Source organism: Bradyrhizobium sp. NDS-1, from assembly GCF_032918005.1.
GTDB classification, from domain to species: Bacteria; Pseudomonadota; Alphaproteobacteria; order Rhizobiales; family Xanthobacteraceae; genus Bradyrhizobium; species Bradyrhizobium tunisiense.
Map to the genome: position 1 here is coordinate 380,765 of NZ_CP136628.1, position 26,702 is coordinate 407,466.

The following is a 26,702-nucleotide window of genomic DNA, read 5'->3' on the forward strand; positions in this document are numbered from 1 at the left end:
AATTGCTGCGGCACGATTGTGGCTGTGGCGGCGCGGTTAGAAAGCTTCTATAAGCCCGGAACTACTTGATGCAGCAACTCAACCTGCCCCTGCAAGCGGCCCAGCCTAGATGCGCTGACGGTGTTAAAATACCCTGCCGGGTATAACTAACAATTGGGATTTCCTACATGACCTCGCTCGACAGCTTCAAATGCAAAAAGACCCTCAAGGTCGGCGCCAAGACCTATGTCTATTACAGCCTGCCCACGGCCGAGAAGAATGGTCTGAAGGGAATTTCCAAACTTCCCTATTCGATGAAGGTCCTGCTCGAGAATCTGCTGCGCAATGAGGACGGGCGTTCGGTCAAGAAAGAGGACATCCTCGCCGTCTCGAAATGGCTGCGCAAGAAATCGCTGGAGCACGAGATCGCGTTCCGTCCGGCACGCGTGCTGATGCAGGACTTCACCGGCGTGCCCGCGGTGGTGGACCTTGCCGCGATGCGCAACGCGATGCAGAAGCTCGGCGGCGATGCCGAGAAGATCAATCCGCTGGTGCCGGTCGACCTTGTCATCGACCACTCCGTGATCGTGAATTTCTTCGGCGACAACAAGGCTTTCGGCAAGAACGTCGCCGAGGAATACAAGCAGAACCAGGAGCGCTACGAGTTCCTGAAGTGGGGCCAGAAGGCGTTCTCGAACTTCTCCGTGGTGCCGCCCGGCACAGGCATCTGCCACCAGGTCAATCTCGAATATCTCTCCCAGACGGTCTGGACCAAGAAGGAGAAGATGACGGTCGGCAAGAAGACCGGCACCTTCGAGGTTGCCTATCCCGATTCGCTGGTCGGCACCGATTCCCACACCACCATGGTCAACGGTCTCGCCGTGCTCGGTTGGGGCGTCGGCGGCATCGAGGCGGAAGCCTGCATGCTCGGCCAACCGCTGTCGATGCTGCTGCCCAACGTCGTCGGCTTCAAGCTGAAGGGCGCGATGAAGGAAGGCGTCACCGCGACGGACCTCGTGCTCACCGTGACGCAGATGCTGCGCAAGCTCGGCGTGGTCGGCAAGTTCGTCGAGTTCTTCGGCCCCGGCCTCGACAATCTCTCCGTCGCCGACAAGGCGACGATCGCCAACATGGCGCCCGAATACGGCGCGACCTGCGGCTTCTTCCCGGTCGACGCCGCCGCGATCGATTACCTGAAGACCTCCGGCCGCGCGGCGCCGCGCGTCGCGCTGGTGCAGGCCTATGCCAAGGCGCAAGGGCTGTTCCGCACCGCCAAGTCGCCCGATCCGGTGTTCACGGAAACGCTGACGCTCGATCTTGCCGACGTCGTGCCGTCGATGGCCGGTCCGAAGCGCCCCGAAGGCCGCATCGCGCTGCCGTCGGTCGCCGAAGGCTTTTCGCTCGCGCTCGGCACTGAATACAAGAAGGCCGAGGAGCCCAACAAGCGCTTTGCCGTCGAGGGCAAGGACTTCGAGATCGGCCACGGCGACGTCGTGATCGCCGCCATCACCTCCTGCACCAACACCTCGAACCCGAGCGTGCTGATCGGTGCGGGCCTCCTGGCGCGCAACGCCGCGGCGAAGGGCCTGAAAGCAAAACCGTGGGTGAAGACCTCGCTCGCCCCGGGCAGCCAGGTCGTCGCGGGCTATCTCGCCGATTCTGGCCTGCAGAAGGATCTCGACAAGGTCGGCTTCAACCTGGTCGGCTTCGGCTGCACCACCTGCATCGGCAATTCCGGTCCGCTGCCCGAGGAGATCTCGAAGTCGATCAACGACAACGGCATCGTCGCCGCCGCCGTGCTTTCGGGCAACCGCAACTTCGAAGGCCGCGTCTCGCCTGACGTGCAGGCGAACTATCTGGCCTCGCCGCCGCTGGTCGTCGCCCACGCGCTCGCGGGCAGCGTCACCAAGAACCTCGCGGTCGAGCCGCTCGGCGAGGGCAAGGACGGCAAGCCGGTGTACCTGAAGGACATCTGGCCGACGACCAAGGAGATCAACGCCTTCATGAAGAAGTTCGTGACCGCGTCGATCTTCAAGAAGAAGTATGCCGACGTGTTCAAGGGCGACACCAACTGGCGCAAGATCAAGACCGTCGAGAGCGAGACCTATCGCTGGAACATGTCTTCGACCTACGTGCAGAACCCGCCCTATTTCGACGGCATGAAGAAGGAGCCGGAGCCGGTCACCGATATCGTCGAGGCGCGCATCCTCGCCATGTTCGGTGACAAGATCACGACCGACCACATCTCGCCGGCAGGCTCGATCAAGCTCACCTCGCCCGCGGGCAAATATCTCAGCGAGCATCAGGTGCGTCCCGCCGACTTCAACCAGTACGGCACGCGTCGCGGCAATCACGAAGTGATGATGCGCGGCACCTTCGCCAACATCCGCATCAAGAACTTCATGCTGAAGGGCGCCGACGGCAACATTCCGGAAGGCGGTCTCACCAAGCACTGGCCCGACGGCGAGCAGATGTCGATCTACGACGCCGCGATGAAGTACCAGCAGGAGCAGGTGCCACTGGTGGTGTTCGCCGGTGCCGAATACGGCAACGGCTCCTCGCGCGACTGGGCTGCCAAGGGCACGCGTCTGCTCGGCGTGCGCGCCGTGATCTGCCAGAGCTTCGAGCGCATCCATCGCTCCAACCTGGTCGGTATGGGCGTGTTGCCGCTGACCTTCGAGGAAGGCACCTCGTGGTCGTCGCTCGGTCTGAAGGGCGACGAGAAGGTCACGCTGCGCGGCCTAGTCGGCGACCTCAAGCCGCGCCAGAAGCTGACCGCGGAGATCGTCTCCGGCGACGGTTCATTGCAGCGCGTTTCGCTGCTCTGCCGCATCGATACGCTGGACGAGCTCGACTACTACCGCAACGGCGGCATCCTGCACTATGTGCTGCGCAAACTCGCGGCGTAAGCGCGGATTTGTGAACCATGGCTCACTGCGAAGTGAGTAGAAGGTTAGATGAAGGCGGCCTATCACAAGGCCGCCTTCGTGCGTTTGCGGCATGCTCCAGATGGGCCCGCCCGGCGGAAAACCTCCCTTTGGCGGTTGGCCTGGACGGTCGAGTGTACCGCGCCCCGTAAGACTACGGTGACCATCCGGCGATAAGATCTCCCTTTCCACGAGCAATGGTGTGCGGCGTTCGACATGACAACAATGACGGCTTCTCATCTGGTTTCACGTTGGTCCGGTGCCCTCTGGTCGGGAGCTATCGGCATCTGTGCGATCGTCGCCGTCATCCGTCCTGCACAGGCTGATCCCCGCGCCGTTGTCGAATTGTTTACCTCACAGGGCTGCTCCTCATGTCCGCCCGCCGACCAGATCATCGGTGATCTGTCCAAAGACCCGTCGATCATCGCGCTGAGCATGCCGATCGATTATTGGGACTATCTCGGTTGGAAGGACACGCTGGCGGATTCGCGCTTCTCTGCACGCCAGCGTGCGTATTCGCGCGTGCGCGGTGACCGCGAGGTCTACACGCCGCAGGTCGTGGTCAACGGCTCCACCCATGTCGTCGGCAGCGATCGTGCGGGCATCGAGAACGCGATCCGCAAGTCCGACCCGGGTAAGGGCGTGATGAGCGTGCCGGTGACGATGTCGCTCGCCGGCAAGCAGATCAACGTGTCGGTGGCCGCGAGCAAGGAGCCGGCAGTCTCGCAGGGCGAGGTCTGGATCTGCTCCATCGCCAAGTCGGTGCCGATCGCGATCACCCGCGGCGAGAATCGCGGGCAGCAGGTCACCTATCATAATGTGGTGCGCAACGTGCTCAAGGTCGGTGACTGGACCGGGCGTTCGGAAAGCTGGACGGTACCGATCGAGAACCTCACGCGCGACGGCGTCGATGGCGCGGTGGTCTATATCCAGGACGGCACTCGGGACAGGCCCGGCCCGATGCTGGGCGCGGCGTACACGTCGCTGCACTGATTTTCTGATCAGCGCATTCTGCTCTCGACCCTCATGGTGAGGAGTGCGCCCTTGCGCGCGTCTCGAACCATGCAAGGCCCCGCAGATGCAACCGGGCCTTCCATCCTTCGGGACGCCGCGCGAAAAGCGCGGCCCTCAGGATGAGGGGAGACAGTCTTCGGGCTTCCCGGAGAAAAGGTGCGTTGGCAGGAACATCCGACACAAACAAAAAAGGACCAACTTGCGTTGGCCCTCCTTGTTGCGCGTACAGACCCGATCCTGTTCGACCCCGGGGGGCTGGGGGCTGAGGAATCCGGAACCGAAAGGACCGGGTCAACGCACCTCAGTCTTTTCGCAATGCAGGGCGGCAGTCGCTGGGCGGAAAAGCGGCGAGAGTATGATTCCTGCTAACGATCCCGTGACGGTTTGCCGCGAGGAAGTTCCACTCCTGCGTGTGCCCGATTCCGACAAGTTGAGCAGGCGAGTTCCATCAACAGGTCTTGCGGCGGGGAACGGTTGGCGCAATCATATCACCGTCATGATCCGCGGCTCCGGGGACGGTTTTCGCGGACGCGATCATGCCGTGCGACGAGGAGGCGCGCTTCCCATGAGTCTGTCGGAGGATGCTGATCCGAGCGAGCAGCGGGCGGCGGCGCGTCCCGCCGCTGCGACGACGCAACTGAACCGAGTGACGTTCAACCGGCTCGAGCTGCACCGCATTCTCAATCTCTACGGCCGCATGGTCGCCGACGGCGAATGGCGCGACTATGCCATCGACTTCCTCAGGGACCGTGCCGTGTTCTCGGTCTATCGCCGTGCCTCGGAAGTGCCGATCTACCGCATCGAGAAGGATCCGCGGCTGGCGCGCAAGCAGGGCATGTACAGCGTGATCTCGGCGACCGGCCTGATCCTGCGCCGCGGTCACGAGTTGGAACGCGTGCTGCTGGTGATCGATCGCAAGCTGGCGGTGGTGTGACGTCTCGAGTGGCGACGTAGGTGGGCAAAGGCGCGACGCGCCGTGCCCACGTCCTTTCTCTATCGCAGCGATGGTGGGCACGCCTACGCTTTGCCCACCCTACGAGAGCGCAGCTATTTCGGCACCGTGCTTGCGCCCTCGCCGAGGTCGCGCTGCATCATCACCGTGTCCAGCCAGCGGCCGAATTTCAACCCGACATTGGGATGCGTGCCGATCATCTTGAAGCCGCCTTTGGTGTGCACGCCGATCGAGCCGGCATTGGCGGAATCGCCGATCACCGCGATCATCTGGCGGAAGCCGCGCGCCTCGCATTCCGTGATCAGCCGCTCCAGCAGCTTTGAGCCGACACCGCGGCGATGGAAGGAGGGATCGAGATAGATCGAGTTCTCGACCGTGAAGCGATAGGCCGGGCGCGGACGGTAGGCACCGGCATAGGCATAGCCGGCAACGCGTCCTTCCAGCATGGCGACGAAATAGGGATAGCCGCCCTCGATCAGCACGCGATAGCGGCGCGTCATCTCTGCGAGGTCGGGCGGCTCCAGCTCGAACGTCGCGGTGCCCTCGCGGACGGCCTGCTGGTAGATGGCGGTGATGGCGGGAAGGTCGGCCTCGGTCGTGGGCCTGATTTCAGGTGCGGACATGGAGGCGAGATTAGAGCCTTCCCGCGGCGGCCGGAAGGGGCCTCGGCGCAACCCCATACCCCGTCATTGCGAGGAGCTCTCGCGACGAAGCAATCCAGGCTGTCTCCGCGGAGGCACTCCCGGATTGCTTCGCTGCGCTCGCAATGACGGTGTCTGAGGCAACCGTACCCCAAACAAAAACCCCGGCCTCTCGGCCGGGGTTCATGTCGTTCACTCTGATCCGTCGCTTACTCGCGCTGGCCGAGGAGCTGCAGCAGCAGCGTGAACAGGTTGATGAAGTTCAGGTACAGCGACAGCGCGCCGGTGATGGCTGCACGCTCCGCGACCTCACCGCCGGCCGAGGAATAGCCGTAGATGTAGTCGTTCTTCAGCCGCTGCGTATCCCAGGCGGTGAGGCCCGAGAACACCAGCACGCCGACCACCGACACGATGAACTGCAGCATCGAGCTCGCCAGGAACAGGTTCACCAGGCTGGCGATGACGATGCCGATCAGGCCCATGAACAGGAACGAGCCCATGGCGGTCAGGTCACGCTTGGTGGTGTACCCGTAGAGGCTGAGCGCACCGAAGGTCGCCGCGGTGATGAAGAACACCCGCACGATCGAGGTGTGCGTGAACACCAGGAAGATCGACGACAGCGAGATACCCATCAGTGCCGCGAACACCCAGAACAGGATCTGGGCGGTCGAAGGCGCGAGACGGTTGATGCCCGCCGAGATCACGAACACCATCGCGAGCGGCGCCAGCATGAACAGCCACTTGAGGGGGCTCACGAACATCGCATAGCCGAACGGCGTCAGGAACAGCTTGCCGACGCGAACCGCGTCCGCCGTCGGAACGTCGGTCACGGCGGCCATGTAGACGCCGAGCGCGGCCAGGCCGGTGATGGCCAGGCCAATGCTCATGTAGTTGTAGATGCGCAGCATATAGGCGCGCAGGCCGGCATCGACCGTCGCGGCGTCAACACGCCCGGCGGCCCTGCCGAAAGGAGAAGCGTAGTTACGGTCTAGGTCCGACATGGTCGAATTCCCGTTGGTTGGTCCGTCCGGCATGAGGGTCGCCACGCCGCCGGTTCGTCAAATTCTATCTCGGATACCGATGCAAACCGACTAAATTCTGGCTAACAATCGGGGCTCCGAACCCACTCGATATGTGGGAAACTAACACATTCGCTGCAACCTTCCACGCGCGGCTGAATGTCGCCCTCCGCGGCAATCCTGACGCGAGCCTGACGAGCAGTCGTGGTTAATCCCGGGAATCGTGCGATTCCGCGCCCCCGCGGCCAGCCGCTTCAATTTGTCACAAATTCCGCAACACCGTCGCGGGCTTTTTGTTCAATGCCAGCAGCGTGCCGGCGAGCCCGAGCCCGACGGTGACGACCAGGGCAGCCATCACAACGCCCGCCGCGCTGCCGGCCTGCCAGACGAAGCTCAGCGTCATCACCCGCGTCACGATCATCCAGGCCGCGATGCTGCCGGAGATCACGCCGAACAATGCGGTGGCGAGCCCGATCAGGAGATATTCGAGCGCATAGGCGCCCAGCAGCCGCAGTCGCGTCGCGCCCAGCGTCTTCAGGATCACCGCATCATAGACCCGGTGGCGATGGCCGGCGGCGAGCGCCCCGCCCAGCACCAGGATCGCCGAGATCAGGGTCACGGCGCTCGCGCCGCGAATCGCCAGCGCCAGATTGGTCACCACCGAGCCGACCGTCTCCATCACCTCGCGCACCCGCACGCTCGTCACCATCGGGTAGGCGTCGGCGACCTGCTTGATGATCTTGCCGTCGCCTGCCGCATTGCCGCCGGCTTCGGTCAGGGTTGCGATATGGGTATGCGGCGCGCCCTTGAAGGCGTTCGGCGAGAACACGAGAACGAAGTTGATGCCGAGTCCCTGCCAGTCGATGGTGCGCAGATTGCCGATTTTGGCCGGAATGTCGCGGCCGAGCACATTGACCACGATCTCGTCGCCGAGTTTGAGGCCCAATCCGTCGGCGATCTTCTTCTCCATCGAGACCAGCGGCGGGCCGGAATAGTCCGCGCTCCACCATTCGCCCTCGACCACTTTGGAACCCTTCGGCAGTTCGCCGGTGTAGGTCAGGCCGCGATCGCTCTGCAGCACCCACTCGGAATCGGTGGTCGGCTTGAGCTCCTCGGCGCGAACGCCGCGCGCCGCGACGATTCGTCCGCGCAGCATCGGCACGTCCTCGACCTTCGCCCCCGGCGCGATCTGGCGCAGATAGAGGTCGAACTGCTCGGCCTGCGGGCTCGGGATGTCGATGAAGAAGAACGAGGGCGCCTGATCGGGGAGGGCTGCGAGGAACTGCCGGCGCAGATTGCCGTCGATCTGCGTGATGGTGACGAGCACCGCGAGCCCGAGGCCCAGCGACAGCACGACCGAGGGCGTCAGCGCGCCCGGGCGGTGGATGTTGGCGATCGCAAGACGCAGCATCGGCAGCCGCGTTCGCGGCAACCGGCGGGCGGTTCCCATCAGCAGGACGGCGATGCCGCGCAGCAAAGCGAACACGACGACCGAGGACGCCACGAACACCGCGGCGATGCGCTTGTCGAACGAGAGCCCGATCACGACCGCGACGAGCAGCGCGATCACGACGCCCATGAATACGAGGTAACCCAGGCGCGGCCGGTGCCATTCGGAGCTGATGGTGTCGCGGAACAGGGCGGCCACCGGCACGTCATGCACCCGTCCGAGCGGCCACAGGCCGAAGGCGAGCGCGGTCAAAAGGCCATAGACGAAGGACAGCGCGAGCTCGCCGGCATGCACGGCCGGCACCACCGGCAGCGGCAGCAGCTTGCCGAACAGGCCGACGATGGCGAAGGGCATGGCGGCGCCGAGCGCGAGGCCGATGATCGAGCCAATGCCTGCCAGCAGGAGAACCTGCGCCAGATAGATGCCGAACACGTCGCGCCCGGTGGCGCCGACAGCCTTGAGGGCCGCGATCACTTCGAGCCGCCGGTCGATATGGCTCTTTACGGCATTGGCCACGCCGACACCGCCGACCAGCAGCGCGGCGAGGCCGACCAGGGTCAGGAACTCAGTGAACCGGCTGATGTTGCGCTCGAGCTGCGGCGACGCGTTGGAGCGGCTGCGGATCTCCCAGCCGGCCTGCGGCGCTGCGTTTCGCGCATCCGCGATGAAGGCTTCGGTGGCGCGCTCGCTGTTCGTGGCATCAGGCAGCTTCACCCGGTACACCCAGCGTACCAGGCTGCCGGGCTGGATCAGGCCGGTGGCGCGCAGGCCCGCCTCGCTGATCAGGAAGCGCGGTCCGAAGCCGATGCCGCCGGCCAGCTTGTCCGGCTCGGCTTCGACCGTGCTGCGGATCTGGAAGGTCGCTGCGCCGATGGTGACGCGATCGCCGGTCTTCAGCGACAGCCGCGCCAGCAGCGTCGGATCGGCGGCCGCGCCGAAGGCGCCGTCACGTTCCGCAAGCAGATCGGGCATCGCCAGCTGCGGCGCAAGCTTGAGCTGGCCGAGCATCGGATAGGTGTCGTCGACCGCCTTCATCTCGACCAGCGCGAGCTGGCCATCGGCCGCGCGCGCCATGCCGCGCAAGGTGGCGGCGGTCGACACCGTGCCGCGCGAGCGCAGGAAAGCGACCTCCTCAGGTTTCGCTTCGCGCTGGAACAGCACGAAGGAGACGTCGCCGCCGAGCAGCGTGCGGCCCTCGCGGGCAAGGCCGTCGGAGAGGCTGGCCGACACCGAGCCGACGCCGGCGATTGCCATCACGCCGAGCGCGATGCAGGCGATGAAGACATAGAAGCCGCGCAGGCCCCCGCGCAATTCGCGCAGCGCATAACGCAGCGACAGCGCGACGCCGCCCGGCTTGGCGAAGGGTTCGGCCGCCGTGCTCATGCCGGCGCCGACTGCGTGTCGATGCGGCCCGAGCGTAGCCGGATCACGCGGTCGCAGCGATGCGCGAGCGAGGAATCATGCGTGACCAGCACCAAGGTCATGCCGCGCTCGGCATGCTTGCTGAACAGGAGGTCGACGATCTGCTTTCCCGTGGCCTCGTCGAGATTGCCGGTCGGCTCGTCCGCGACGAGGATGGCGGGATCGGGCGCCAGCGCGCGGGCCAGCGCCACGCGCTGCTGCTCGCCGCCCGAGAGCTGCGTCGGATAATGATGCAGGCGATCACCGAGCCCGACCGATTGCAGCTCCTGTGCCGCGCGCTTGGCGGCGTCCGGATTGCCGGCGAGTTCGAGCGGCACCGCGACGTTCTCCAGCGCCGTCATGGTCGGAATCAGATGGAAGGACTGGAAGACGATGCCGACCTGGCGGCCGCGGAAGCGGGCCAGCGCGTCCTCGTCGAGGGCATTGAAAGGCGTGCCAGAGACCACCACCTCTCCGCTATCAGGACGCTCCAGCCCCGCCATCACCATCAGCAGCGTGGATTTGCCCGAGCCTGACGGGCCGATCAGCCCGATCGTCTCGCCCGAGGCGACCCGCAAGCTGATATCCTTGAGGATGTGAACGCGTGCCGCGCCCGTACCCAATGAGAGATTGACGTTGGAAATGGCGATGGTGTCCGCGGCAGCGGCGAGCGAAGAGGGTTCGATGCGAGTGTCCATGGTCCGGTCATATGGCAACTCCGATAGCGCGGTCGAGAGGCGTTACGGATTGTTCATGCACATAGCCGTGTTGATGCTCGCTTTGATGACGATTGCGACAGGCGCGTCGGCACAGGCACAGCCGGCGGCCAAGCCGATCAAGTTGGTGGTTCTCGGCGATTCCTTGAGTGCCGGTCTTGGCCTCCCGGCCCAGGAGGCGTTCCCCCAGAAACTACAAAAAGCCTTGAAAGCCAAAGGCATAGCCGTCGATATGACCAATGCCGGGGTGTCCGGCGACACCACCTCCGGCGGCCGCGACCGGCTCGACTGGTCGGTGCCCGAGGGAACCGAAGGCGTCATCGTCGAGCTCGGCGCCAACGATGCGCTGCGCGGCATCGATCCCGATTTGACGCGGGCCGCGCTCACCGACATCATCCAGCGGCTCAAGGCGCGCAAGATCGCGGTGATGCTATGCGGCATGCTGGCGCCGCCCAACTACGGCGCCGATTATGCCGCGCGCTTCAATTCGATTTATCCGGAGCTCGCGCAGAAATTCGACGTGCCGCTCTATCCGTTCTTCCTCGATGCCGTCGCCGCCGATGCCAAGCTCAACCAGCCTGATGGCATTCATCCGACCGCTGAAGGCGTCGACATCATCGTTGGCAGGATCATGCCCACCGTGGAGGCATTCATTGGCACGATCGCTGGGCAACGAAGTTGAAACGCAGGCAGCGCCAACCTTCATACCCAGGGTTTTACCGGGGTAGGGCGTGCGATGCTTCGCAGAGTCACACAACTGCGATAGGAATCAGGGTACCGGTGATTCGTCGCCGGCTCTAATTTGGATATGATCCTGCTCGAAGGATCGTACCCAAGCATCGGGAGTGCGAAACGATGCCGCGTTTGTTCACGGGTCTGGAAATTCCGGCCGAGATCGGCCAGTCGCTTTCCAACTTGAGGGGTGGCCTTCCCGGCGCCCGGTGGATCGATCCCGAAAATTATCACGTCACCCTGCGCTTCATCGGCGATATCGACGGCGTCTCCGCCAACGAGATCGCCTCGATGCTGTTTCGCGTCGATCGCAAGCCGTTCGAGGTGAAGGTGCAGGGGCTGACGAGTTTTGGCGGCCGCAAGCCGCGCGCAGTCGTTGCGACCATCGCACCGAGCAAGCCGCTGATGGAGTTGCAGGCCGAGCTCGAACGCATGATGCAGCGGATCGGTCTCAACCCGGAGGGGCGCAAGTTCATCCCGCACGTCACGCTGGCCCGGCTGCACGATGCCACCGACCGCGACGTCGCCGATTATCTCTCGCTGCGCGGCTACTTCCCGAGCAAGGCGTTCATGGCGGAGCGGTTTGTGCTGTTCTCATCGCGGGCTTCCACCGGCGGCGGGCCGTATGTGGTCGAGGACGCCTACGAGCTGTGTGAGTAGCGCTGCTCTTGTGCCCCGGACGCAGCGCCACGACGTGGTGCGCTGCTGAGCCGGGGCCCATCGCTCCACGGAGGCGATGAACGAAACGATGGGTCCCGGCTCTGCGCAGCAGCGCAAGAGCGCTGCAGCGCGTCCGGGACACGAATGCGCATACCCCGTCCCCCAATTGACGGCTTGCAATTTCCGTCCGTCTCTGGCGGTAAAGGGCCATGCTCTCGACCCCAAGTTCCCCATTCAGCGAAGCCTATCAGGCCCAGATCGCTTCCGGCGCGATCGAGCCGGATGCCGCGCAGGCCGAGGTCGCCGAGGCCTATGCGGTGCTCGACCAGCGGCTCGCAAGCTATACGCCGCAACGCAAGCAGGGCCTGCTCGCCCGCCTGTTCAGCAGCGACAAGGACGAGGCGCCGCGCGGGCTCTACATCCATGGCGAGGTCGGCCGCGGCAAGACCATGCTGATGGACCTGTTCTTCCAGCACTCCACCGTCGAGCACAAGCGGCGCGCGCATTTCCACGAATTCATGGCCGACGTGCATGAGCGCATCTACGACTATCGCCAGGGCATCGCGCGCGGCGAGATCGCCGACGGCGACGTCATCGCGCTGACCGCGAATGCGATCTTCGAGGAGAGCTGGCTGCTCTGCTTCGACGAATTCCACGTCACCGACATCGCGGATGCGATGATCCTCGGGCGCCTGTTCGCCAAATTGTTCGAGCTCGGCACCGTCGTGGTCGCGACCTCCAACGTCGCCCCCGACGATCTCTACAAGGGCGGCCTCAACCGTTCGCTGTTCCTGCCCTTCATCAGGCAGATCACCGACCACATGGACGTTGCGCGGCTCGATGCGCGCACCGACTTCCGGCTGGAGAAGCTCCAGGGCGTGCCGATGTGGCTGACGCCGGCGGGCGCTGATGCGGACGCAGCTCTCGACCGGGCCTGGTCGCGGATGTCGGGCGGCGCCAAATGCCGCTCGCGCGATATTTCGATCAAGGGCCGGATCCTGCACGTGCCGTGCTCGGCTCACGGCGTGGCGCGGTTTTCGTTCGCCGATCTCTGCGAGAAGCCGCTGGGCGCATCCGACTACCTCAGGCTGGCGCACGATTACCACACCATCCTGGTCGACCATATTCCAGTGATGGATCTCTCCCAGCGCAATGCCGCCAAGCGCTTCATCACGCTGATCGACGCGCTCTATGACAATGCCGTGAAGCTGATGGCGTCGGCCGACGCCAATCCGATCTCGCTCTACCTCGCCCATGAGGGCGTTGAGGCCATGGAGTTCAAGCGCACCGCCTCGCGCCTGATCGAAATGAGCTCGGAATCCTATCTGGCGCTGGCTCACGGCCGCAAGGATTCCACCGCGAGCGGCTCCACCAAGGGTCTGGTGGAGACTTAAGTCCTATTTGCCAGCGCTGTCATTCCGGGGCGTCGCGAAGCGACGAGCCCGGAATCCATTGATCAGCGCGCTCTGCCGCCCGATGGATTCCGGGCTCGCGACTTTCGTCGCGCCCCGGAATGACAGGGCTGCGTGCCCGAGGCCGCGCCAAGCCCGACAAATGGGCATCCGGCGACTTGAACGGGGGAGGCGAAAGGGATAACCACCCTCTCAGTTTTCCCCTCCTTACGTGTCTAAAGGACAGGCTCACATGGCGCGCGACAAGATTGCTTTGATTGGCTCCGGTCAGATCGGCGGAACGCTGGCTCACCTCATCGGCCTGAAAGAACTGGGCGACGTCGTGATGTTCGACATCGCCGAGGGCGTGCCGCAGGGCAAGGCGCTCGACATCGCGCAGTCATCGCCGGTCGACGGTTTTGACGCGCATTACACCGGCGCCAATTCCTACGAGGCGCTCGACAATGCCAAGGTCTGCATCGTCACCGCCGGCGTGCCGCGCAAGCCTGGCATGAGCCGCGACGACCTCCTCTCCATCAACCTCAAGGTCATGGAGCAGGTCGGCGCCGGCATCAAGAAGTACGCGCCCGACGCCTTCGTCATCTGCATCACCAACCCGCTCGACGCGATGGTCTGGGCGCTGCAGAAGGCTTCCGGCCTGCCGCACAAGAAGGTGGTCGGCATGGCCGGCGTGCTGGATTCGGCGCGCTTCCGTTACTTCCTCGCCGACGAGTTCAACGTCTCGGTCGAGGACGTCACCGCCTTCGTGCTCGGCGGCCATGGCGACACCATGGTGCCGCTGGTGAAGTATTCCACCGTCGCCGGGATCCCGCTGCCCGACCTCGTCAAGATGGGCTGGACCTCGCAGGCGCGTCTCGACGAGATCGTCGACCGCACCCGCAACGGCGGCGCCGAGATCGTCAACCTGCTCAAGACCGGCTCGGCCTTCTACGCCCCGGCCGCCTCGGCGATCGCGATGGCCGAGAGCTATCTGCGTGACAAGAAGCGCGTGCTGCCCTCGGCCGCGTACCTGAACGGCGAATACGGCGTGAAGGACATGTATGTCGGCGTGCCCGTGGTGATCGGCTCCAAGGGCGTCGAGCGCGTCGTCGAGATCGAACTCGCCGGCAAGGACCGCGAGGCCTTCGACAAGTCGGTCGGCGCGGTGCAGGGTCTGGTCGACGCCTGCAAGAAGATCGCCCCCGATCTTCTCGGTCGCTAAGGCGCAACAATCCCCGCCGAAGACCGAAACCCGGTCTTCGGCGGTTTCATTTCCGGGGCCCGGTTGTCCGGACAGGTCCCGGTTCGGCAGTCCAGAGATCGATGTCAAAGAATCCGGGTTGCAGTTCCTGTGGTATATGGTATGCCAGCCACAAGACTGAGGTGGGCCCAAGAGGTCACCGCCCGCGGGTTCAGGGAGCGACCATATGAATATCCATGAATATCAGGCCAAAGCGCTGCTGCATGAATTCGGCGTTCCGATTTCGCGCGGCGTAGCGGTTCTCAAGGCCTCGGACTCCGACGCCGCCGCAAGACAGCTTCCGGGCCCGGTCTGGGTGGTGAAGAGCCAGATCCATGCCGGCGGGCGCGGCAAGGGCAAGTTCAAGGAGGCGTCCGCGGGGGACAAGGGCGGCGTCCGCATCGCCAAGTCGGTCGAAGAGGTCAACGAATTCGCCAAGCAGATGCTGGGCGCCACGCTGGTGACCGTGCAGACCGGTCCCGCCGGCAAGCAGGTCAACCGTCTTTACATCGAGGACGGATCGAACATCGACAAGGAATTCTACCTCTCGATCCTGGTCGACCGCGAGACCTCGCGCGTCTCCTTCGTGGTGTCGACCGAAGGCGGCGTCAACATCGAGGACGTCGCACACAACACGCCCGAGAAGATCGTCACTTTCTCGGTCGATCCCGCCACCGGCATCATGGGCCATCACGGCCGCACCGTTGCGAAGGCGCTGAACCTGTCGGGCGACCTTGCCAAGCAGGCCGAGAAGCTCACCGCGCAGCTCTACTCCGCCTTCGTCGCCAAGGACATGTCGATGCTGGAGATCAATCCGCTCGTCGTCACCAAGGAGGGCGAGCTCCGCGTCCTCGACGCCAAGGTGTCGTTCGATGACAACGCCCTGTTCCGCCATCCCGAGATCGCGGTGTCGTTGCGCGATCTGACCGAGGAAGACGCCAAGGAAATCGAGGCGTCGAAATACGATCTCAACTACGTCACCCTCGACGGCAATATCGGCTGCATGGTCAACGGCGCCGGTCTTGCGATGGCGACGATGGACATCATCAAGCTCTACGGCATGTCGCCCGCCAACTTCCTCGACGTCGGCGGCAGCGCCAGCAAGGAGAAGGTCGCAGCCGCCTTCAAGATCATCACCGCCGATCCCAACGTGAAGGGCATCCTCGTCAACATCTTCGGCGGCATCATGAAGTGCGACGTGATCGCCGAGGGCGTCACGGCCGCCGTGCGCGAAGTCGGCCTCAGCGTGCCGCTGGTGGTCCGCCTCGAAGGCACCAATGTCGAGCTCGGCAAGAAGATCATCCGTGAGTCCGGCCTGAACGTGGTGCCGGCCGACAATCTCGACGACGCCGCGCAGAAGATCGTGAAGGCCGTCAAGGGAGGCTAAGGCCATGGCCCAGGACCATCTTGCCGCATCATCTCCGCTCGCCGAGCACGCGCGTCTTTCCGCGTTCGCCGGCGAATGGGATGGCGAAGAGGTGGTTTTCCCGTCGCGCTGGAATGCGGGCGGGCCGGCCACCTCGCGCACTGTCGCGCGCATGGATCTCAATGGATTTTACTTGATCCAGGACAGCGTCCAGATGCGCGACGGCAAGCAGATCTTCGCCACCCACGGCATCTTCACCTTCGATCGCGACGACCGGACCTACAAACTGTTCTGGTACGATTCGCTCGGTTACACGCCACCCTCGCCCGCTTCCGGCGGGTGGGTCGGCAAGACCCTGACGCTGGTGCGCGGCTCGCTCCGCGGCAATGCGCGCCACGTCTACGAAATCATCAATGAGGATTCCTACTCGTTGAAGATCCAGTTCTCGCCGGACGCGGAAGGCTGGGCCGACGTGCTCACCGGCGTCTACCGCCGCATCCACTGACCTCTCACTCGTTAGTTCGCGAAAGCAGACCTCATGTCCATCCTGATCGACAAGAACACCAAGGTCATCTGCCAGGGCTTCACCGGCAAGAACGGCACCTTCCACTCGGAGGCCGCGATCGCCTATGGCACCAAGATGGTCGGCGGCACCTCGCCGGGCAAAGGCGGCTCGACGCATCTGGGCCTGCCGGTGTTCGACACCGTGCGCGATGCGCGTGAGAAGACCGGCGCCGACGCGTCGGTGATCTACGTGCCGCCGCCGGGCGCGGCGGACGCGATCTGCGAAGCCATCGACGCCGAGATCCCGCTGATCGTCTGCATCACCGAGGGCATTCCCGTCATCGACATGGTGCGTGTGAAGCGCTCACTGGCCGGCTCCAAGTCGCGCCTGATCGGGCCGAACTGCCCGGGCGTCATGACCGCCGGCGAGTGCAAGATCGGCATCATGCCCGCCAACATCTTCAAGACCGGCTCGGTCGGCATCGTCTCCCGCTCCGGCACGCTGACCTATGAAGCCGTGTTCCAGACCTCCCAGGAAGGCCTCGGCCAGACCACCGCGGTCGGCATCGGCGGCGACCCGGTCAAGGGAACCGAGTTCATCGACGTGCTGGAAATGCTGCTCGCCGACCCCAAGACCGAATCCATCATCATGATCGGCGAGATCGGCGGTTCCGCCGAGGAGGACGCCGCCCAGTTCCTTAAGGACGAGGCGAAGCGCGGCCGCAAGAAGCCGATGGTCGGCTTCATCGCCGGCGTCACTGCGCCTCCCGGCCGCCGCATGGGCCATGCCGGCGCGATCATTTCGGGCGGCAAAGGCGATGCCGGTTCCAAGACCGAGGCGATGAAATCGGCAGGGATTACAGTGTCACCCTCGCCGGCGCGGCTCGGCCATACGCTTGCCGAAAAGTTGAAAAGCTAATTCACTTCTTCGTACTTTTCCGGGCGAAGTTTCGCAGCAAATAGGGTAAAGGGTGCCTGTCGCGCCGAGCCTCTGCCGGGGAGCTCGGCGTCAGCGCCGTTTGATATGCGCGAACCGAAATCGCCAGGAACTCCAGTATGTCTCGCCAGGACGCGAACGCAGCCTTTGCCTTGTCTTCCTTTTTGCAGGGCACCAACGCCACCTACATCGACGAAATCTACGCCCGCTACGAGAAGGACCCGTCCTCGGTCGACGCCGAGTGGCAGGAGTTCTTCAAGAGCCTCAACGACCAGCCGGCCGACGTCCGGAAGAACGCCGAGGGCCCGTCCTGGGAGCGCGACAACTGGCCGCTGACCCCGAAGGATGACCTGACCTCCGCCCTCGACGGTAATTGGGCTGAAGTCGAGAAGGCGGTCGGCGGCAAGATCGCCGCCAAGGCACAAGCCAAGGGCGCCGACATCTCCTCGGCCGACCTGCTCCAGGCCACGCGCGACTCCGTCCGTGCCCTGATGCTGATCCGCTCCTACCGCATGCGTGGTCACTTCCACGCCAAGCTCGATCCGCTCGGCATCGAAGCCCAGCGCAACCGCGAAGAGCTCGACCCGCGCACTTACGGCTTCAGCGAAGCCGATTTCGACCGCAAGATCTTCCTCGACCACGTGCTCGGCCTCGAATACGGCAGCTTGCGCGAGATCACCGCGATCTGCGAGCGCACCTACTGCCAGACGCTCGGCGTCGAGTTCATGCACATCAGCAACGCCGCGCAGAAGGCCTGGATCCAGGAGCGCATCGAGGGACCCGACAAGGAGATCTCGTTCACCCCTGAAGGTCGCAGAGCCATCCTGATGAAGCTGGTCGAAGCCGAAGGCTTCGAAAAGTTCTGCGACACCAAGTTCACCGGCACCAAGCGCTTCGGCCTCGACGGCGGCGAAGCCCTGATCCCCGCGCTCGAGCAGATCATCAAGCGCGGCGGCAATCTCGGCGTGAAGGAAATCGTGCTGGGCATGCCGCATCGCGGCCGCCTCAACGTGCTGACGCAGGTCATGGGCAAGGCGCACCGCGCGCTGTTCCACGAGTTCAAGGGTGGTTCGGCCAACCCGGACGCGGTCGAAGGCTCCGGCGACGTCAAGTATCACCTCGGCGCGTCCTCGGACCGCGAGTTCGACGGCAATCGCATCCATCTGTCGCTGACCGCGAACCCCTCGCATCTCGAGATCGTCGATCCCGTCGTGCTCGGCAAGGTGCGCGCCAAGCAGGATCAGCACGGCGATCCGCCCGACATGCGCATCTCGGTGATGCCTCTCTTGATGCATGGCGACGCAGCGTTCGCCGGCCAGGGCGTCGTCGCGGAATGTTTCGGCCTGTCCGACCTGAAGGGCTACCGCACCGGCGGATCCGTGCACTTCATCGTCAACAACCAGATCGGCTTCACCACCTATCCGCGCTACTCGCGTTCCTCGCCCTATCCGTCGGATGTGGCGAAGATGATCGATGCGCCGATCTTCCACGTCAACGGCGACGATCCGGAAGCCGTCGTGTTCGCGGCCAAGGTCGCGACCGAGTTCCGGCAGAAATTCCACAAGCCCGTCGTCATCGACATGTGGTGCTATCGCCGCTACGGCCACAACGAAGGCGACGAGCCGGCTTTCACCCAGCCTGTGATGTACAAGCGGATCGCAGCCCATCCCTCGACGCTGACGCTCTACTCCAAGCGCCTGATCGCCGAAGGCGTGGTCACCGAGGGCGAGGTCGACAAGCTGAAGGCCGACTGGCGCGCCCGGCTCGATGCCGAGTTCGAGGCCGGCACCTCCTACAAGCCTAACAAGGCCGACTGGCTCGACGGCAAGTGGTCCGGCTTCAAGATCGCCGATCAGGAAGAGGACGCCCGTCGCGGCGTCACCGGCGTCGATCTGCCTGTTCTGAAGGACATCGGCCGCAAGATCACCAAGGTGCCGGATGGTTTTCGCGTCCACCGTACCATCCAGCGCTTCCTCGACAATCGCGCCAAGGCGATCGACACCGGTGCCGGCATCGACTGGGCAACCGGCGAAGCGCTGGCGTTCTGCACGTTGCTGCAGGAAAACCACCATGTCCGTCTGTCCGGGCAGGATTCCGAGCGCGGCACCTTCTCGCAGCGCCATTCGGTCCTGATCGATCAGGAGACCGAGAATCGCTACACGCCGTTCAATCATCTCGGCAACGAGCAGGGACATTACGAGGTCATCAACTCGCTGCTGTCGGAAGAAGCCGTGCTCGGCTTCGAATACGGCTACTCGCTCGCCGAGCCGAACACGCTGACGCTGTGGGAAGCCCAGTTCGGCGACTTCGCCAACGGCGCGCAGGTCGTGTTCGACCAGTTCATCTCTTCGGGTGAGCGCAAATGGCTGCGCATGTCCGGCCTCGTCTGCCTCCTGCCGCACGGCTATGAGGGCCAGGGACCGGAGCATTCCTCGGCGCGTCTGGAGCGTTTCCTGCAGATGAGCGCCGAAGACAACATGCAGGTGGTCTACCCGACCACGCCGGCGAACTATTTCCACGCGTTGCGCCGGCAGCTCCACCGCGAGATTCGCAAGCCGCTGATCATGATGACGCCGAAATCGCTGCTGCGCCACAAGCGGGCGGTCTCGCGTCTCGAGGAGCTGGCGAAGGGCACGACGTTCCACCGCATCCTCTATGATGACGCCCAGATGCTGCCGAACGAGCCCATCAAGCTCGTTCCGGACGAGAAGGTCCGCCGCATCGTGCTGTGCTCCGGCAAGGTCTATTACGACCTCTACGAGGAGCGCGAGAAGCGCGGCATCGACGACATCTATCTGATGCGCGTCGAGCAGCTCTATCCGGTGCCGCTGAAGGCGCTGGTGGCCGAGCTGTCGCGCTTCAAGAAGGCCGAAGTGGTGTGGTGCCAGGAAGAGCCCCGCAACATGGGTGCCTGGCACTTCATCGAGCCCTATCTGGAATGGGTGCTGAACCAGGTGAACGGTGCGAGCCGGCGTCCGCGTTATGTCGGCCGCGCCGCTTCCGCTGCGACCGCCACGGGTCTGATGTCCAAGCATCAGGCGCAGTTGAAGGCGTTCCTGGACGAAGCACTGAGCTGAATTTCTTGAACTGCGTCAGGCCCCGCCTTCGTGTGCAACCAGCGCACTGGAGCGGGGCATCCAACACGCCGTGACGTCCGTGCCCCGTACGAGCTCCCGGTTTGCTGGATGGCTTGCTTTTCGCAGGCGATGGCATCCGCACTTATGACCGCATTGGCGATCCCTAAGGACAAAAGACCATGACTGAAATTCGTGTGCCGACGCTCGGCGAATCCGTCACCGAGGCCACCATCGGCCGCTGGTTCAAGAAGGCCGGCGATCCTGTCGCCGTCGACGAGCCCTTGGTGGAGCTCGAGACCGACAAGGTCACCATCGAAGTCCCGGCGCCGTCCGCCGGCACGCTGAGCGAGATCATCGCCGCCGATGGCGCGACCGTCGCGGTCGGCGCGCTACTCGGCCAGATCACCGACGGTGTCGGCGCTGCCAAGCCGGCCGCTGCGCCGGCCAAGCCTGCTGCAGCCGCTCCCGCGGCAGCAGCTGCTGCACCGGCTCCGGCTGCGAAGGCGCCGCCGGCCGACGCCCCGCTCGCGCCTTCCGTGCGGAAACTGTCGGCCGAGAGCGGCGTCGATGCCTCGACCGTTCCGGGCTCCGGCAAGGACGGCCGCGTTACCAAGGGCGACATGCTCGCCGCGATCGAGCGTGCGGCCTCCGCGCCGACCCCGGTCAACCAGCCCGCCGCCGCCGTGCAGGTGCGCGCGCCCTCGCCGGCCGATGACGCCGCCCGCGAAGAGCGCGTCAAGATGACCCGCCTGCGCCAGACCATCGCGCGCCGCCTCAAGGACGTGCAGAACACCGCGGCCATGCTCACGACCTTCAACGAGGTCGACATGACCAACGTGATGGCACTGCGCGCGCACTACAAGGATGCGTTCGAGAAGAAGCACGGCAGCAAGCTCGGCTTCATGGGCTTCTTCACCAAGGCCGTCGTGCAGGCGCTGAAGGACATCCCGGCCGTCAACGCCGAGATCGACGGCACCGATCTGATCTACAAGAACTATTACCACATCGGAGTCGCCGTCGGCACCGACAAGGGCCTCGTCGTGCCCGTGGTGCGCGACTGCGACCACAAGTCGATCGCCGACATCGAGAAGGGCATCGCCGATTTCGGCCGCCGCGCCCGTGACGGCCAGCTCAAGATCGACGAGATGCAGGGCGGCACCTTCACCATCACCAATGGTGGCATCTACGGCTCGCTGATGTCGACCCCGATCCTGAACGCGCCGCAGTCCGGCATCCTCGGCATGCACAAGATCCAGGAGCGGCCGATGGTCGTCGGCGGCAAGATCGAGGTCCGCCCGATGATGTACCTGGCACTGTCCTACGATCACCGCGTCATCGACGGCAAGGAAGCCGTCACCTTCCTGGTTCGGGTCAAGGAGAGCCTGGAAGATCCGGCGCGCCTCGTGCTCGATCTCTGATCCCTGATGCTCTGCGAGCGCCGCCGCCATTCGCGACGGCGCATGTCGAACCATGGAGGCGCGCGTGACGGATAAGGTCGTTGTCATCACCGGCGGCAGCCGCGGCATCGGGCGGGCGACCGCGATTGCCGCGGCCGCGCGCGGCTATCGGGTCGTGGTTGGCTACGCCAGCAACAAGAGGGCCGCCGACGAGGTGGTCGCGCAGATCGCGGCCAGCAACGGCAAGGCCATCGCGGTGAAGTGCGATGTCGCCGAGGAACGCGACATCGTCGACCTCTTCAAGGAAGCCGACAAGTTCGGCACGCTCGGCGCCCTCGTCAACAACGGCGGCATCGTCGGCACGAGCGGCGTGCGCGTCGACGAGATGTCGGCCGAGCGCATCCAGCGCGTGATGGCGGTCAACGTCACCGGCTCGATCCTTTGCGCGCGCGAGGCTGTGAAGCGGATGTCGACCAGGCATGGCGGCAAGGGCGGCGTCATCGTCAATCTGTCGTCGGTGGCGGCCAAGCTCGGCGCGCCCAACACCTATGTCGATTATGCCGCTTCTAAAGGCGCGATCGATTCCTTCACCACCGGCCTCGGCTACGAGGTCGCCGGCGAAGGCATTCGTGTCGCGGGCATTCGCCCCGGCCTGATCGATACCGAAATTCACGCCTCCGGCGGCGAGCCCGACCGGCATCATCGTCTGGCCCACATGGTGCCGATGAAGCGCGTCGGCACCGCCGATGAAATCGCCAACGCCATCGTCTGGCTGATGTCGGACGAGGCCTCCTACGTCACCGCAGCCACTCTCGATGTGTCCGGCGGACGCTGACGCGCCGCGCGGACGCTGACGCATCCCATCACGCTAAACTCACGGGACTTCCTCTCATGGCTACCTACGATCTCGTCGTCATCGGCACCGGACCTGGCGGTTATGTCTGCGCGGTGCGCGCAGCCCAGCTCGGCATGAAGGTCGCCGTGGTCGAAAAGAACGCCACCCTCGGCGGCACCTGCCTCAATGTCGGCTGCATGCCGTCGAAGGCGCTGCTGCACGCCTCCGAGATGTTCGAGGAAGCCGGGCACTCCTTCGCCAAGATGGGCATATCGGTGTCGTCGCCGAAGCTCGATCTCCCCGCGATGATGAACTTCAAGCAGCAGGGCATCGACGGCAACGTCAAGGGCGTCGAGTTCCTGATGAAGAAGAACAAGATCGACGTGCTCAAGGGCACCGGCAAGATCCTGGGGACCGGCAAGGTGGAAGTCTCCGCCGACGGCAAGTCGCAAGTTGTCGAGACCAAGAACATCGTGATCGCCACCGGCTCGGACATCGCGCGTCTGAAGGGCATCGAGATCGACGAGAAGCGCATCGTGTCCTCGACCGGCGCGTTGTCGCTGGACAAGGTCCCCGGCAAGCTGCTGATCGTCGGCGCCGGCGTGATCGGCCTCGAGCTCGGCTCGGTCTGGCATCGTCTCGGTGCCGAAGTCGTCGTCGTCGAATTCCTCGACCGTATCCTGCCCGGCATGGACGGCGAGATCGCCAAGCAATTCCAGCGCATCCTGGAAAAACAGGGCTTTGCGTTCAAGCTCGGCGCCAAGGTCACCGCGGTCGACAGCTCCGGCAAGACGCTGAAGGCGACGATCGAGCCCGCCGCCGGCGGCGCCGCCGAGACGCTGGAAGCCGACGTCGTGCTGGTCTGCATCGGCCGCGTGCCCTACACCGACGCGCTCGGCCTGAAGGAGGCCGGCGTTGCGCTCGATCCCCGCGGCCGCGTCCAGATCGATCCGCATTTCGCCACCAGCCTGAAGGGCGTCTATGCCATCGGCGACGTCGTTGCAGGCCCGATGCTTGCGCACAAGGCCGAGGACGAGGGCGTTGCGGTCGCGGAGATCATCGCAGGCCAGGCCGGCCACGTGAACTACGACGTGATCCCGGGCGTCGTGTATACGACGCCGGAAGTGTCCTCCGTCGGCAAGACCGAGGAGGAGCTGAAGCAGGCGGGCGTGGCTTATACGGTCGGAAAATTTCCCTTCACCGCCAATGGCCGCTCCAAGGTCAATCAGACCACCGACGGCTTCGTGAAGATTCTCGCGGATGCGAAGACCGATCGTGTGCTCGGCGTGCACATCATCGGCATTGAGGCCGGCGAGATGATCCATGAGGCGGCCGTTCTGATGGAGTTTGGCGGCAGCGCGGAAGATCTCGCGCGCACCTGCCACGCCCATCCGACCCGCTCGGAAGCCGTCAAGGAGGCCGCGCTTGCAGTGGGCAAGCGGGCCATCCATATGTAGCCACGCGCCCAGGAACCGAAACGGGCGGGAAACACATGCTGCGCCGCCTTCTTCAACCGGTCTGGGTCCTGCTTGCGATCGTCTTCCTGATCGAAGCCTGGCTGTGGGACCATCTCGAGCCGATCGTCGCGCGGATTGTGGCGGCCGTTCCGCTGGCGCGCTTCAAGCAGTGGCTGACGGATCGCGTCGATGCGCTGTCGCCGGCGATGACGCTGCTCGTGTTCGCGGTCCCCGTCATTCCGCTGTTTCCGCTCAAGCTGGTCGGCCTGTGGCTGCTCGCGCACGAATACTGGATCAGCGCGTTCTTCACGATCGTATTCGGCAAGTTGGTCGGCGTCGGCGTCACCGCCTTCGTGTTCGACGTGACGCGCGCCAAGCTCCTGGAGATGCGCTGGTTCGAGCGGATCTACGATCTCGTGCTGAAGGTGCGCGCCAAGGCGGCGGAGCTTGTCAACCCGATCAAGCAGCGCATTCGCGAGCTGATCGCCGGCGATGGCGAGGGCTGGTCGTCACGCACGCTGCGTATGATCCAGCGGTTCAGGAAGAGCGTGCACCAGGCGCGGTAGTCCCGCCGCTTGTACATACTCGCTGTCATTGCCCGCGAAGGCGGGCAATCCAGAATTCCAGAGACGGCGAGCTAGAACCGAGGTGCCGTGGAGTACTGGATGCCCCGGTCAAGCCGGGGCATGACACTGTCTGTGTGGTTTCAAGCGTGCGCAGCAGCGCCCGAATCCCTCAATGCAGATGCAGCAGATGCGGCCACCACAGGCCGAGCGCGGTCATGAGGAGGCCGGCGATCGTCAGCGCACCGCTGACATAGGCGAGCACGAGCATGCCGGTGATGATCGTCGCCGACGCCAGCACGATGCCGATCTGGAACGCGGCCGAGGCCAATTCGAAATGGTGGTATTTCGCGGTCGCCTCGTCGCGGGCGTGCTCGGCGTGCTTGGCTTTCTCCGCGAGTTGCTCGGTACCTTCGCCGGTCTCGGGCTCGGAGCGATAGCGCTGCGCGGTCTTGGTCCAATCGTCGATCTGCTTCTGCACGGTCGGCTTCATGGCCGCATCGTCGGCCAGCGAGCCCAGCGTCAGCTTGCCTTGCTCGGCCGCCGTGATCACCACGGTGCGGCGGATGCTCTTGGCCTGGAAGAACGCCCAGAGATTGGATGCCTCGACATTCTTGCTGATCGATTCGGTCTGGGCGCCTTTGCCCAGCGTCTCCGAGATCGCCAGGAAAAGCGCCAGAACGGCGATCAGGAGCGCGATCTTCTTGTTCGAGCCGGACGCGTGTTCGGCGTGCTCGGCATGCTCCATGCTTTCATGTGCGCCCATAAATCTCTCCTGCCTCGGTTCCGCAACGAATGACCGAACCGCGTGCGCCGCGCAAGAGGCACGAGAGCTATGACGAGAGTGTGTCAGTCTGTCGGCTGCGGAGCCTGCTGGGCAGGCGCGCGAGCGACACGTCGATCGTTCACCGCACCCGCTCCGCCGGAAATTCGACCGCATCCCCGAAGTCGGGCATGTCGTCATACGGCGTGACGAAGAAGCGCGGATGACGCGGTTCGAACGCGCTGCCGGTCAGGCAGGCAAAGACCAGCGGAAAGGTGTCGATCAAGGTGATGTCGTCCGGAGCGGCCGCGCGGCATTGCTTCGGCAGCCGTATAGCATCCAGAACGCCGAATCGTTCGTGGAGATCGGCATCCGACCAGGTCGAGGGCGAACGCTTGGTCTGGCCGCGGAAGTCCGTGCCATGATCCGACTGCAGGATGATCAGTGCGCCCGGATCTGACGACACGATCTTGTCGACAAGCGTCAGCGCCTGCGCGTTGGTGCAGCGGAGCTGGTCGAGGAAGGCCGGGCGGCTCGCGGGGTCCCAGCGCTGGAGGTCCGGGGCGGCCGGGCGCAAACCGCAGTCCGCCGTGAAGCGGAACGGTACATGCGGCACCAGGATGTGCGCGTACAGGAAGAACGGCGATGGAGTCGCCTGGACCTCATTCAGCAGATGGGTCAGGTCATCCACGCCGCCCCACGCAAACGGCGATTGCCGCCGACCGATGATCAAGTCGACGACCGGTGTGTTGGAGAGGATGGCGACGTCCGTTTCGTCCAGTCCGACGTTTCCGCGCAGGCATCGCGGCGCGTCGAACGCGCATTTGGTCAGGTTGTCATAGCCGTTTTCGAAGTGGACATAGCTGTATCCGGCCGAGGTGAGCCGGGCCACCGTCCGGTTCTTGCCTCGCACGATCGGATACAGCCGCTGCACCGGGAAAGCCTTGAGGTCCTTGCCTTCGCCATCGACGGTATAGTCGGCGTTGGCCGTGCTCGATATCGAATTGGCCGTCGCCTGAAAATTCGAGCGCGCGTTGCGAAATACCGTAAAGTCCTTTGCGCCGAGCGACGCGAGGAAGCCGCTGTTGTCGAATGAAAAATCTTCCTTGAGGACGTCCTGCCTTGGATAGGCGTCGAGCACGATCCAATAGATGTTGGGAGACATCGTGAGCTTCATCGCAGGTTCGCCGGCGTCCGGGACCGGGCGCGGCGCGCGCTGCTCCTTCACAAGCGCGGTCGCGATGCGGGTGACGGGCTGGGCGGCAAACGCCAACGACGCCACCAGTGCGATTGTCACGAGTGCCGGATGGCGGATGACGATCAGGGCGCCGATGCCGGTGGCGACGGCCATCATGGTCCAGGCAATCGCGGCCCAGTCGCCGAAGCGGCCCTTCATCTCGTATTCGACCAGCTCGACGCGATAGGCGAAGAAGACGAAGATCGTCAGCCCGACCGCAAGAACGATGCGCCATGGCGGGACCTTGCGCAGCAGCAATGCGAGGCACACCGAGAGGACTGCGGCGATCGCCACGATGCCGGCCGCGTATTGCAGAACACGCGACGGGTTCGCCAGCACGCTCATGTTTGCCGCGTAGAAATTGAGCAGGGCCATCGTGGACAGAAGCACGGCCGATGCGACCGCGCGGAGGAGGACGAATCTGTCGTTGGATCGGAGCGGCAT

Annotated in this window: 21 protein-coding genes; 15 read left to right on the plus strand and 6 right to left on the minus strand. The window is 64.4% G+C overall.

Translation table 11 applies throughout. The features are described from left to right. Positions 1-167: 167 nt before the first annotated feature. The 3 genes from acnA (at position 168) to RX330_RS01855 (ending at position 4,854) form a co-directional block, all read left to right on the plus strand. Positions 168-2,888: an aconitate hydratase AcnA gene (gene acnA, locus RX330_RS01845; protein WP_317241885.1), complete on the plus strand. Its 2,721-nt coding sequence runs from the start codon at positions 168-170 to the stop codon at positions 2,886-2,888. Between the two features lie 234 nt (positions 2,889-3,122). After that, a complete protein-coding gene (locus tag RX330_RS01850; RefSeq protein WP_317241886.1) occupies positions 3,123-3,899 on the plus strand; it encodes a DUF1223 domain-containing protein in 777 nt (258 codons plus the stop codon). 586 nt (positions 3,900-4,485) lie between these two features. Continuing rightward, the gene (locus tag RX330_RS01855; RefSeq protein WP_212082082.1) at positions 4,486-4,854 is read left to right on the plus strand and encodes a DUF2794 domain-containing protein; all 369 of its coding nucleotides are present in this window, start codon (positions 4,486-4,488) and stop codon (positions 4,852-4,854) included. A gap of 113 nt (positions 4,855-4,967) precedes the next feature. Here RX330_RS01855 and RX330_RS01860 read toward each other — a convergent pair whose 3' ends face one another. The 4 genes from RX330_RS01860 to RX330_RS01875 form a co-directional block, all read right to left on the minus strand. Next, positions 4,968-5,495 (minus strand): GNAT family N-acetyltransferase, encoded by a 528-nt coding sequence (locus RX330_RS01860; RefSeq protein WP_212082080.1) that lies wholly within the window; start codon positions 5,493-5,495, stop codon positions 4,968-4,970. 227 nt (positions 5,496-5,722) lie between these two features. After that, complete coding sequence (locus tag RX330_RS01865) at positions 5,723-6,514, minus strand: Bax inhibitor-1/YccA family protein (RefSeq protein WP_212082078.1); 792 nt, start codon at positions 6,512-6,514, stop codon at positions 5,723-5,725. A 280-nt stretch (positions 6,515-6,794) separates the two neighbouring features. Further along, positions 6,795-9,365, minus strand: coding sequence for an ABC transporter permease (locus RX330_RS01870; protein WP_317241887.1), 2,571 nt, complete (start codon positions 9,363-9,365; stop codon positions 6,795-6,797). Then, positions 9,362-10,081, minus strand: coding sequence for an ABC transporter ATP-binding protein (locus tag RX330_RS01875; RefSeq protein ID WP_212082074.1), 720 nt, complete (start codon positions 10,079-10,081; stop codon positions 9,362-9,364). Before RX330_RS01875 ends, RX330_RS01870 begins: the two co-directional genes overlap by 4 nt. A 55-nt stretch (positions 10,082-10,136) precedes the next feature. On the opposite strand from RX330_RS01875, the gene RX330_RS01880 reads away from it, so the two are divergent. The 12 genes from RX330_RS01880 to RX330_RS01935 all read left to right on the plus strand — a co-directional run bounded on the left by RX330_RS01880 (position 10,137) and on the right by RX330_RS01935 (position 24,261). Then, positions 10,137-10,781, plus strand: coding sequence for an arylesterase (locus RX330_RS01880; RefSeq protein ID WP_212082072.1), 645 nt, complete (start codon positions 10,137-10,139; stop codon positions 10,779-10,781). A gap of 173 nt (positions 10,782-10,954) precedes the next feature. After that, complete coding sequence (gene thpR, locus RX330_RS01885; RefSeq protein ID WP_194405433.1) at positions 10,955-11,491, plus strand: RNA 2',3'-cyclic phosphodiesterase; 537 nt, start codon at positions 10,955-10,957, stop codon at positions 11,489-11,491. A gap of 209 nt (positions 11,492-11,700) precedes the next feature. After that, positions 11,701-12,885 carry a cell division protein ZapE gene (zapE, locus tag RX330_RS01890; protein WP_212082063.1) on the plus strand — a complete coding sequence of 395 codons (1,185 nt, stop codon included), beginning with the start codon at positions 11,701-11,703 and terminating at the stop codon, positions 12,883-12,885. Positions 12,886-13,135: 250 nt separating this feature from the next. Beyond that, positions 13,136-14,104 (plus strand): malate dehydrogenase, encoded by a 969-nt coding sequence (gene mdh / locus RX330_RS01895; protein WP_008145224.1) that lies wholly within the window; start codon positions 13,136-13,138, stop codon positions 14,102-14,104. 205 nt (positions 14,105-14,309) lie between these two features. Then, positions 14,310-15,509, plus strand: coding sequence for an ADP-forming succinate--CoA ligase subunit beta (gene sucC / locus RX330_RS01900; protein WP_212082061.1), 1,200 nt, complete (start codon positions 14,310-14,312; stop codon positions 15,507-15,509). 4 nt (positions 15,510-15,513) lie between these two features. After that, the gene (locus RX330_RS01905) at positions 15,514-15,993 is read left to right on the plus strand and encodes a DUF1579 family protein (protein ID WP_212082053.1); all 480 of its coding nucleotides are present in this window, start codon (positions 15,514-15,516) and stop codon (positions 15,991-15,993) included. A 33-nt stretch (positions 15,994-16,026) separates the two neighbouring features. Then, a complete protein-coding gene (gene sucD, locus RX330_RS01910) occupies positions 16,027-16,911 on the plus strand; it encodes a succinate--CoA ligase subunit alpha (protein ID WP_212082051.1) in 885 nt (294 codons plus the stop codon). 137 nt (positions 16,912-17,048) lie between these two features. Next, positions 17,049-20,006 (plus strand): 2-oxoglutarate dehydrogenase E1 component, encoded by a 2,958-nt coding sequence (locus RX330_RS01915; RefSeq protein WP_212082049.1) that lies wholly within the window; start codon positions 17,049-17,051, stop codon positions 20,004-20,006. Positions 20,007-20,185: 179 nt separating this feature from the next. Then, positions 20,186-21,424, plus strand: a complete 1,239-nt coding sequence (gene odhB / locus RX330_RS01920) for a 2-oxoglutarate dehydrogenase complex dihydrolipoyllysine-residue succinyltransferase (protein WP_212082047.1) — start codon at positions 20,186-20,188, stop codon at positions 21,422-21,424. A 52-nt stretch (positions 21,425-21,476) separates the two neighbouring features. Next, a complete protein-coding gene (locus RX330_RS01925) occupies positions 21,477-22,238 on the plus strand; it encodes an SDR family oxidoreductase (RefSeq protein ID WP_317241888.1) in 762 nt (253 codons plus the stop codon). Positions 22,239-22,294: 56 nt separating this feature from the next. After that, positions 22,295-23,695: a dihydrolipoyl dehydrogenase gene (gene lpdA, locus RX330_RS01930; protein ID WP_317241889.1), complete on the plus strand. Its 1,401-nt coding sequence runs from the start codon at positions 22,295-22,297 to the stop codon at positions 23,693-23,695. Positions 23,696-23,730: 35 nt separating this feature from the next. Beyond that, the gene (locus tag RX330_RS01935) at positions 23,731-24,261 is read left to right on the plus strand and encodes a hypothetical protein (RefSeq protein WP_317241890.1); all 531 of its coding nucleotides are present in this window, start codon (positions 23,731-23,733) and stop codon (positions 24,259-24,261) included. A 169-nt stretch (positions 24,262-24,430) separates the two neighbouring features. Here RX330_RS01935 and RX330_RS01940 read toward each other — a convergent pair whose 3' ends face one another. Together RX330_RS01940 and RX330_RS01945 are read right to left on the minus strand one after the other, a co-directional pair. Continuing rightward, positions 24,431-25,024, minus strand: coding sequence for a DUF4337 domain-containing protein (locus RX330_RS01940; RefSeq protein ID WP_212082035.1), 594 nt, complete (start codon positions 25,022-25,024; stop codon positions 24,431-24,433). 139 nt (positions 25,025-25,163) lie between these two features. Next, positions 25,164-26,702 carry a sulfatase-like hydrolase/transferase gene (locus tag RX330_RS01945; protein ID WP_317241891.1) on the minus strand — a complete coding sequence of 513 codons (1,539 nt, stop codon included), beginning with the start codon at positions 26,700-26,702 and terminating at the stop codon, positions 25,164-25,166.

Bases quoted from the DNA above. Each gene is read 5' to 3' on its own strand.
- acnA (WP_317241885.1), top strand. From the start codon at position 168: ATGACCTCGCTCGACAGCTTCAAATGCAAAAAGACCCTCAAGGTCGGC.
- RX330_RS01850 (WP_317241886.1), top strand. From the start codon at position 3,123: ATGACAACAATGACGGCTTCTCATCTGGTTTCACGTTGGTCCGGTGCC.
- RX330_RS01855 (WP_212082082.1), top strand. From the start codon at position 4,486: ATGAGTCTGTCGGAGGATGCTGATCCGAGCGAGCAGCGGGCGGCGGCG.
- RX330_RS01860 (WP_212082080.1), bottom strand. From the start codon at position 5,495: ATGTCCGCACCTGAAATCAGGCCCACGACCGAGGCCGACCTTCCCGCC.
- RX330_RS01865 (WP_212082078.1), bottom strand. From the start codon at position 6,514: ATGTCGGACCTAGACCGTAACTACGCTTCTCCTTTCGGCAGGGCCGCC.
- RX330_RS01870 (WP_317241887.1), bottom strand. From the start codon at position 9,365: ATGAGCACGGCGGCCGAACCCTTCGCCAAGCCGGGCGGCGTCGCGCTG.
- RX330_RS01875 (WP_212082074.1), bottom strand. From the start codon at position 10,081: ATGGACACTCGCATCGAACCCTCTTCGCTCGCCGCTGCCGCGGACACC.
- RX330_RS01880 (WP_212082072.1), top strand. From the start codon at position 10,137: ATGCACATAGCCGTGTTGATGCTCGCTTTGATGACGATTGCGACAGGC.
- thpR (WP_194405433.1), top strand. From the start codon at position 10,955: ATGCCGCGTTTGTTCACGGGTCTGGAAATTCCGGCCGAGATCGGCCAG.
- zapE (WP_212082063.1), top strand. From the start codon at position 11,701: ATGCTCTCGACCCCAAGTTCCCCATTCAGCGAAGCCTATCAGGCCCAG.
- mdh (WP_008145224.1), top strand. From the start codon at position 13,136: ATGGCGCGCGACAAGATTGCTTTGATTGGCTCCGGTCAGATCGGCGGA.
- sucC (WP_212082061.1), top strand. From the start codon at position 14,310: ATGAATATCCATGAATATCAGGCCAAAGCGCTGCTGCATGAATTCGGC.
- RX330_RS01905 (WP_212082053.1), top strand. From the start codon at position 15,514: ATGGCCCAGGACCATCTTGCCGCATCATCTCCGCTCGCCGAGCACGCG.
- sucD (WP_212082051.1), top strand. From the start codon at position 16,027: ATGTCCATCCTGATCGACAAGAACACCAAGGTCATCTGCCAGGGCTTC.
- RX330_RS01915 (WP_212082049.1), top strand. From the start codon at position 17,049: ATGTCTCGCCAGGACGCGAACGCAGCCTTTGCCTTGTCTTCCTTTTTG.
- odhB (WP_212082047.1), top strand. From the start codon at position 20,186: ATGACTGAAATTCGTGTGCCGACGCTCGGCGAATCCGTCACCGAGGCC.
- RX330_RS01925 (WP_317241888.1), top strand. From the start codon at position 21,477: ATGGAGGCGCGCGTGACGGATAAGGTCGTTGTCATCACCGGCGGCAGC.
- lpdA (WP_317241889.1), top strand. From the start codon at position 22,295: ATGGCTACCTACGATCTCGTCGTCATCGGCACCGGACCTGGCGGTTAT.
- RX330_RS01935 (WP_317241890.1), top strand. From the start codon at position 23,731: ATGCTGCGCCGCCTTCTTCAACCGGTCTGGGTCCTGCTTGCGATCGTC.
- RX330_RS01940 (WP_212082035.1), bottom strand. From the start codon at position 25,024: ATGGGCGCACATGAAAGCATGGAGCATGCCGAGCACGCCGAACACGCG.
- RX330_RS01945 (WP_317241891.1), bottom strand. From the start codon at position 26,702: ATGCCGCTCCGATCCAACGACAGATTCGTCCTCCTCCGCGCGGTCGCA.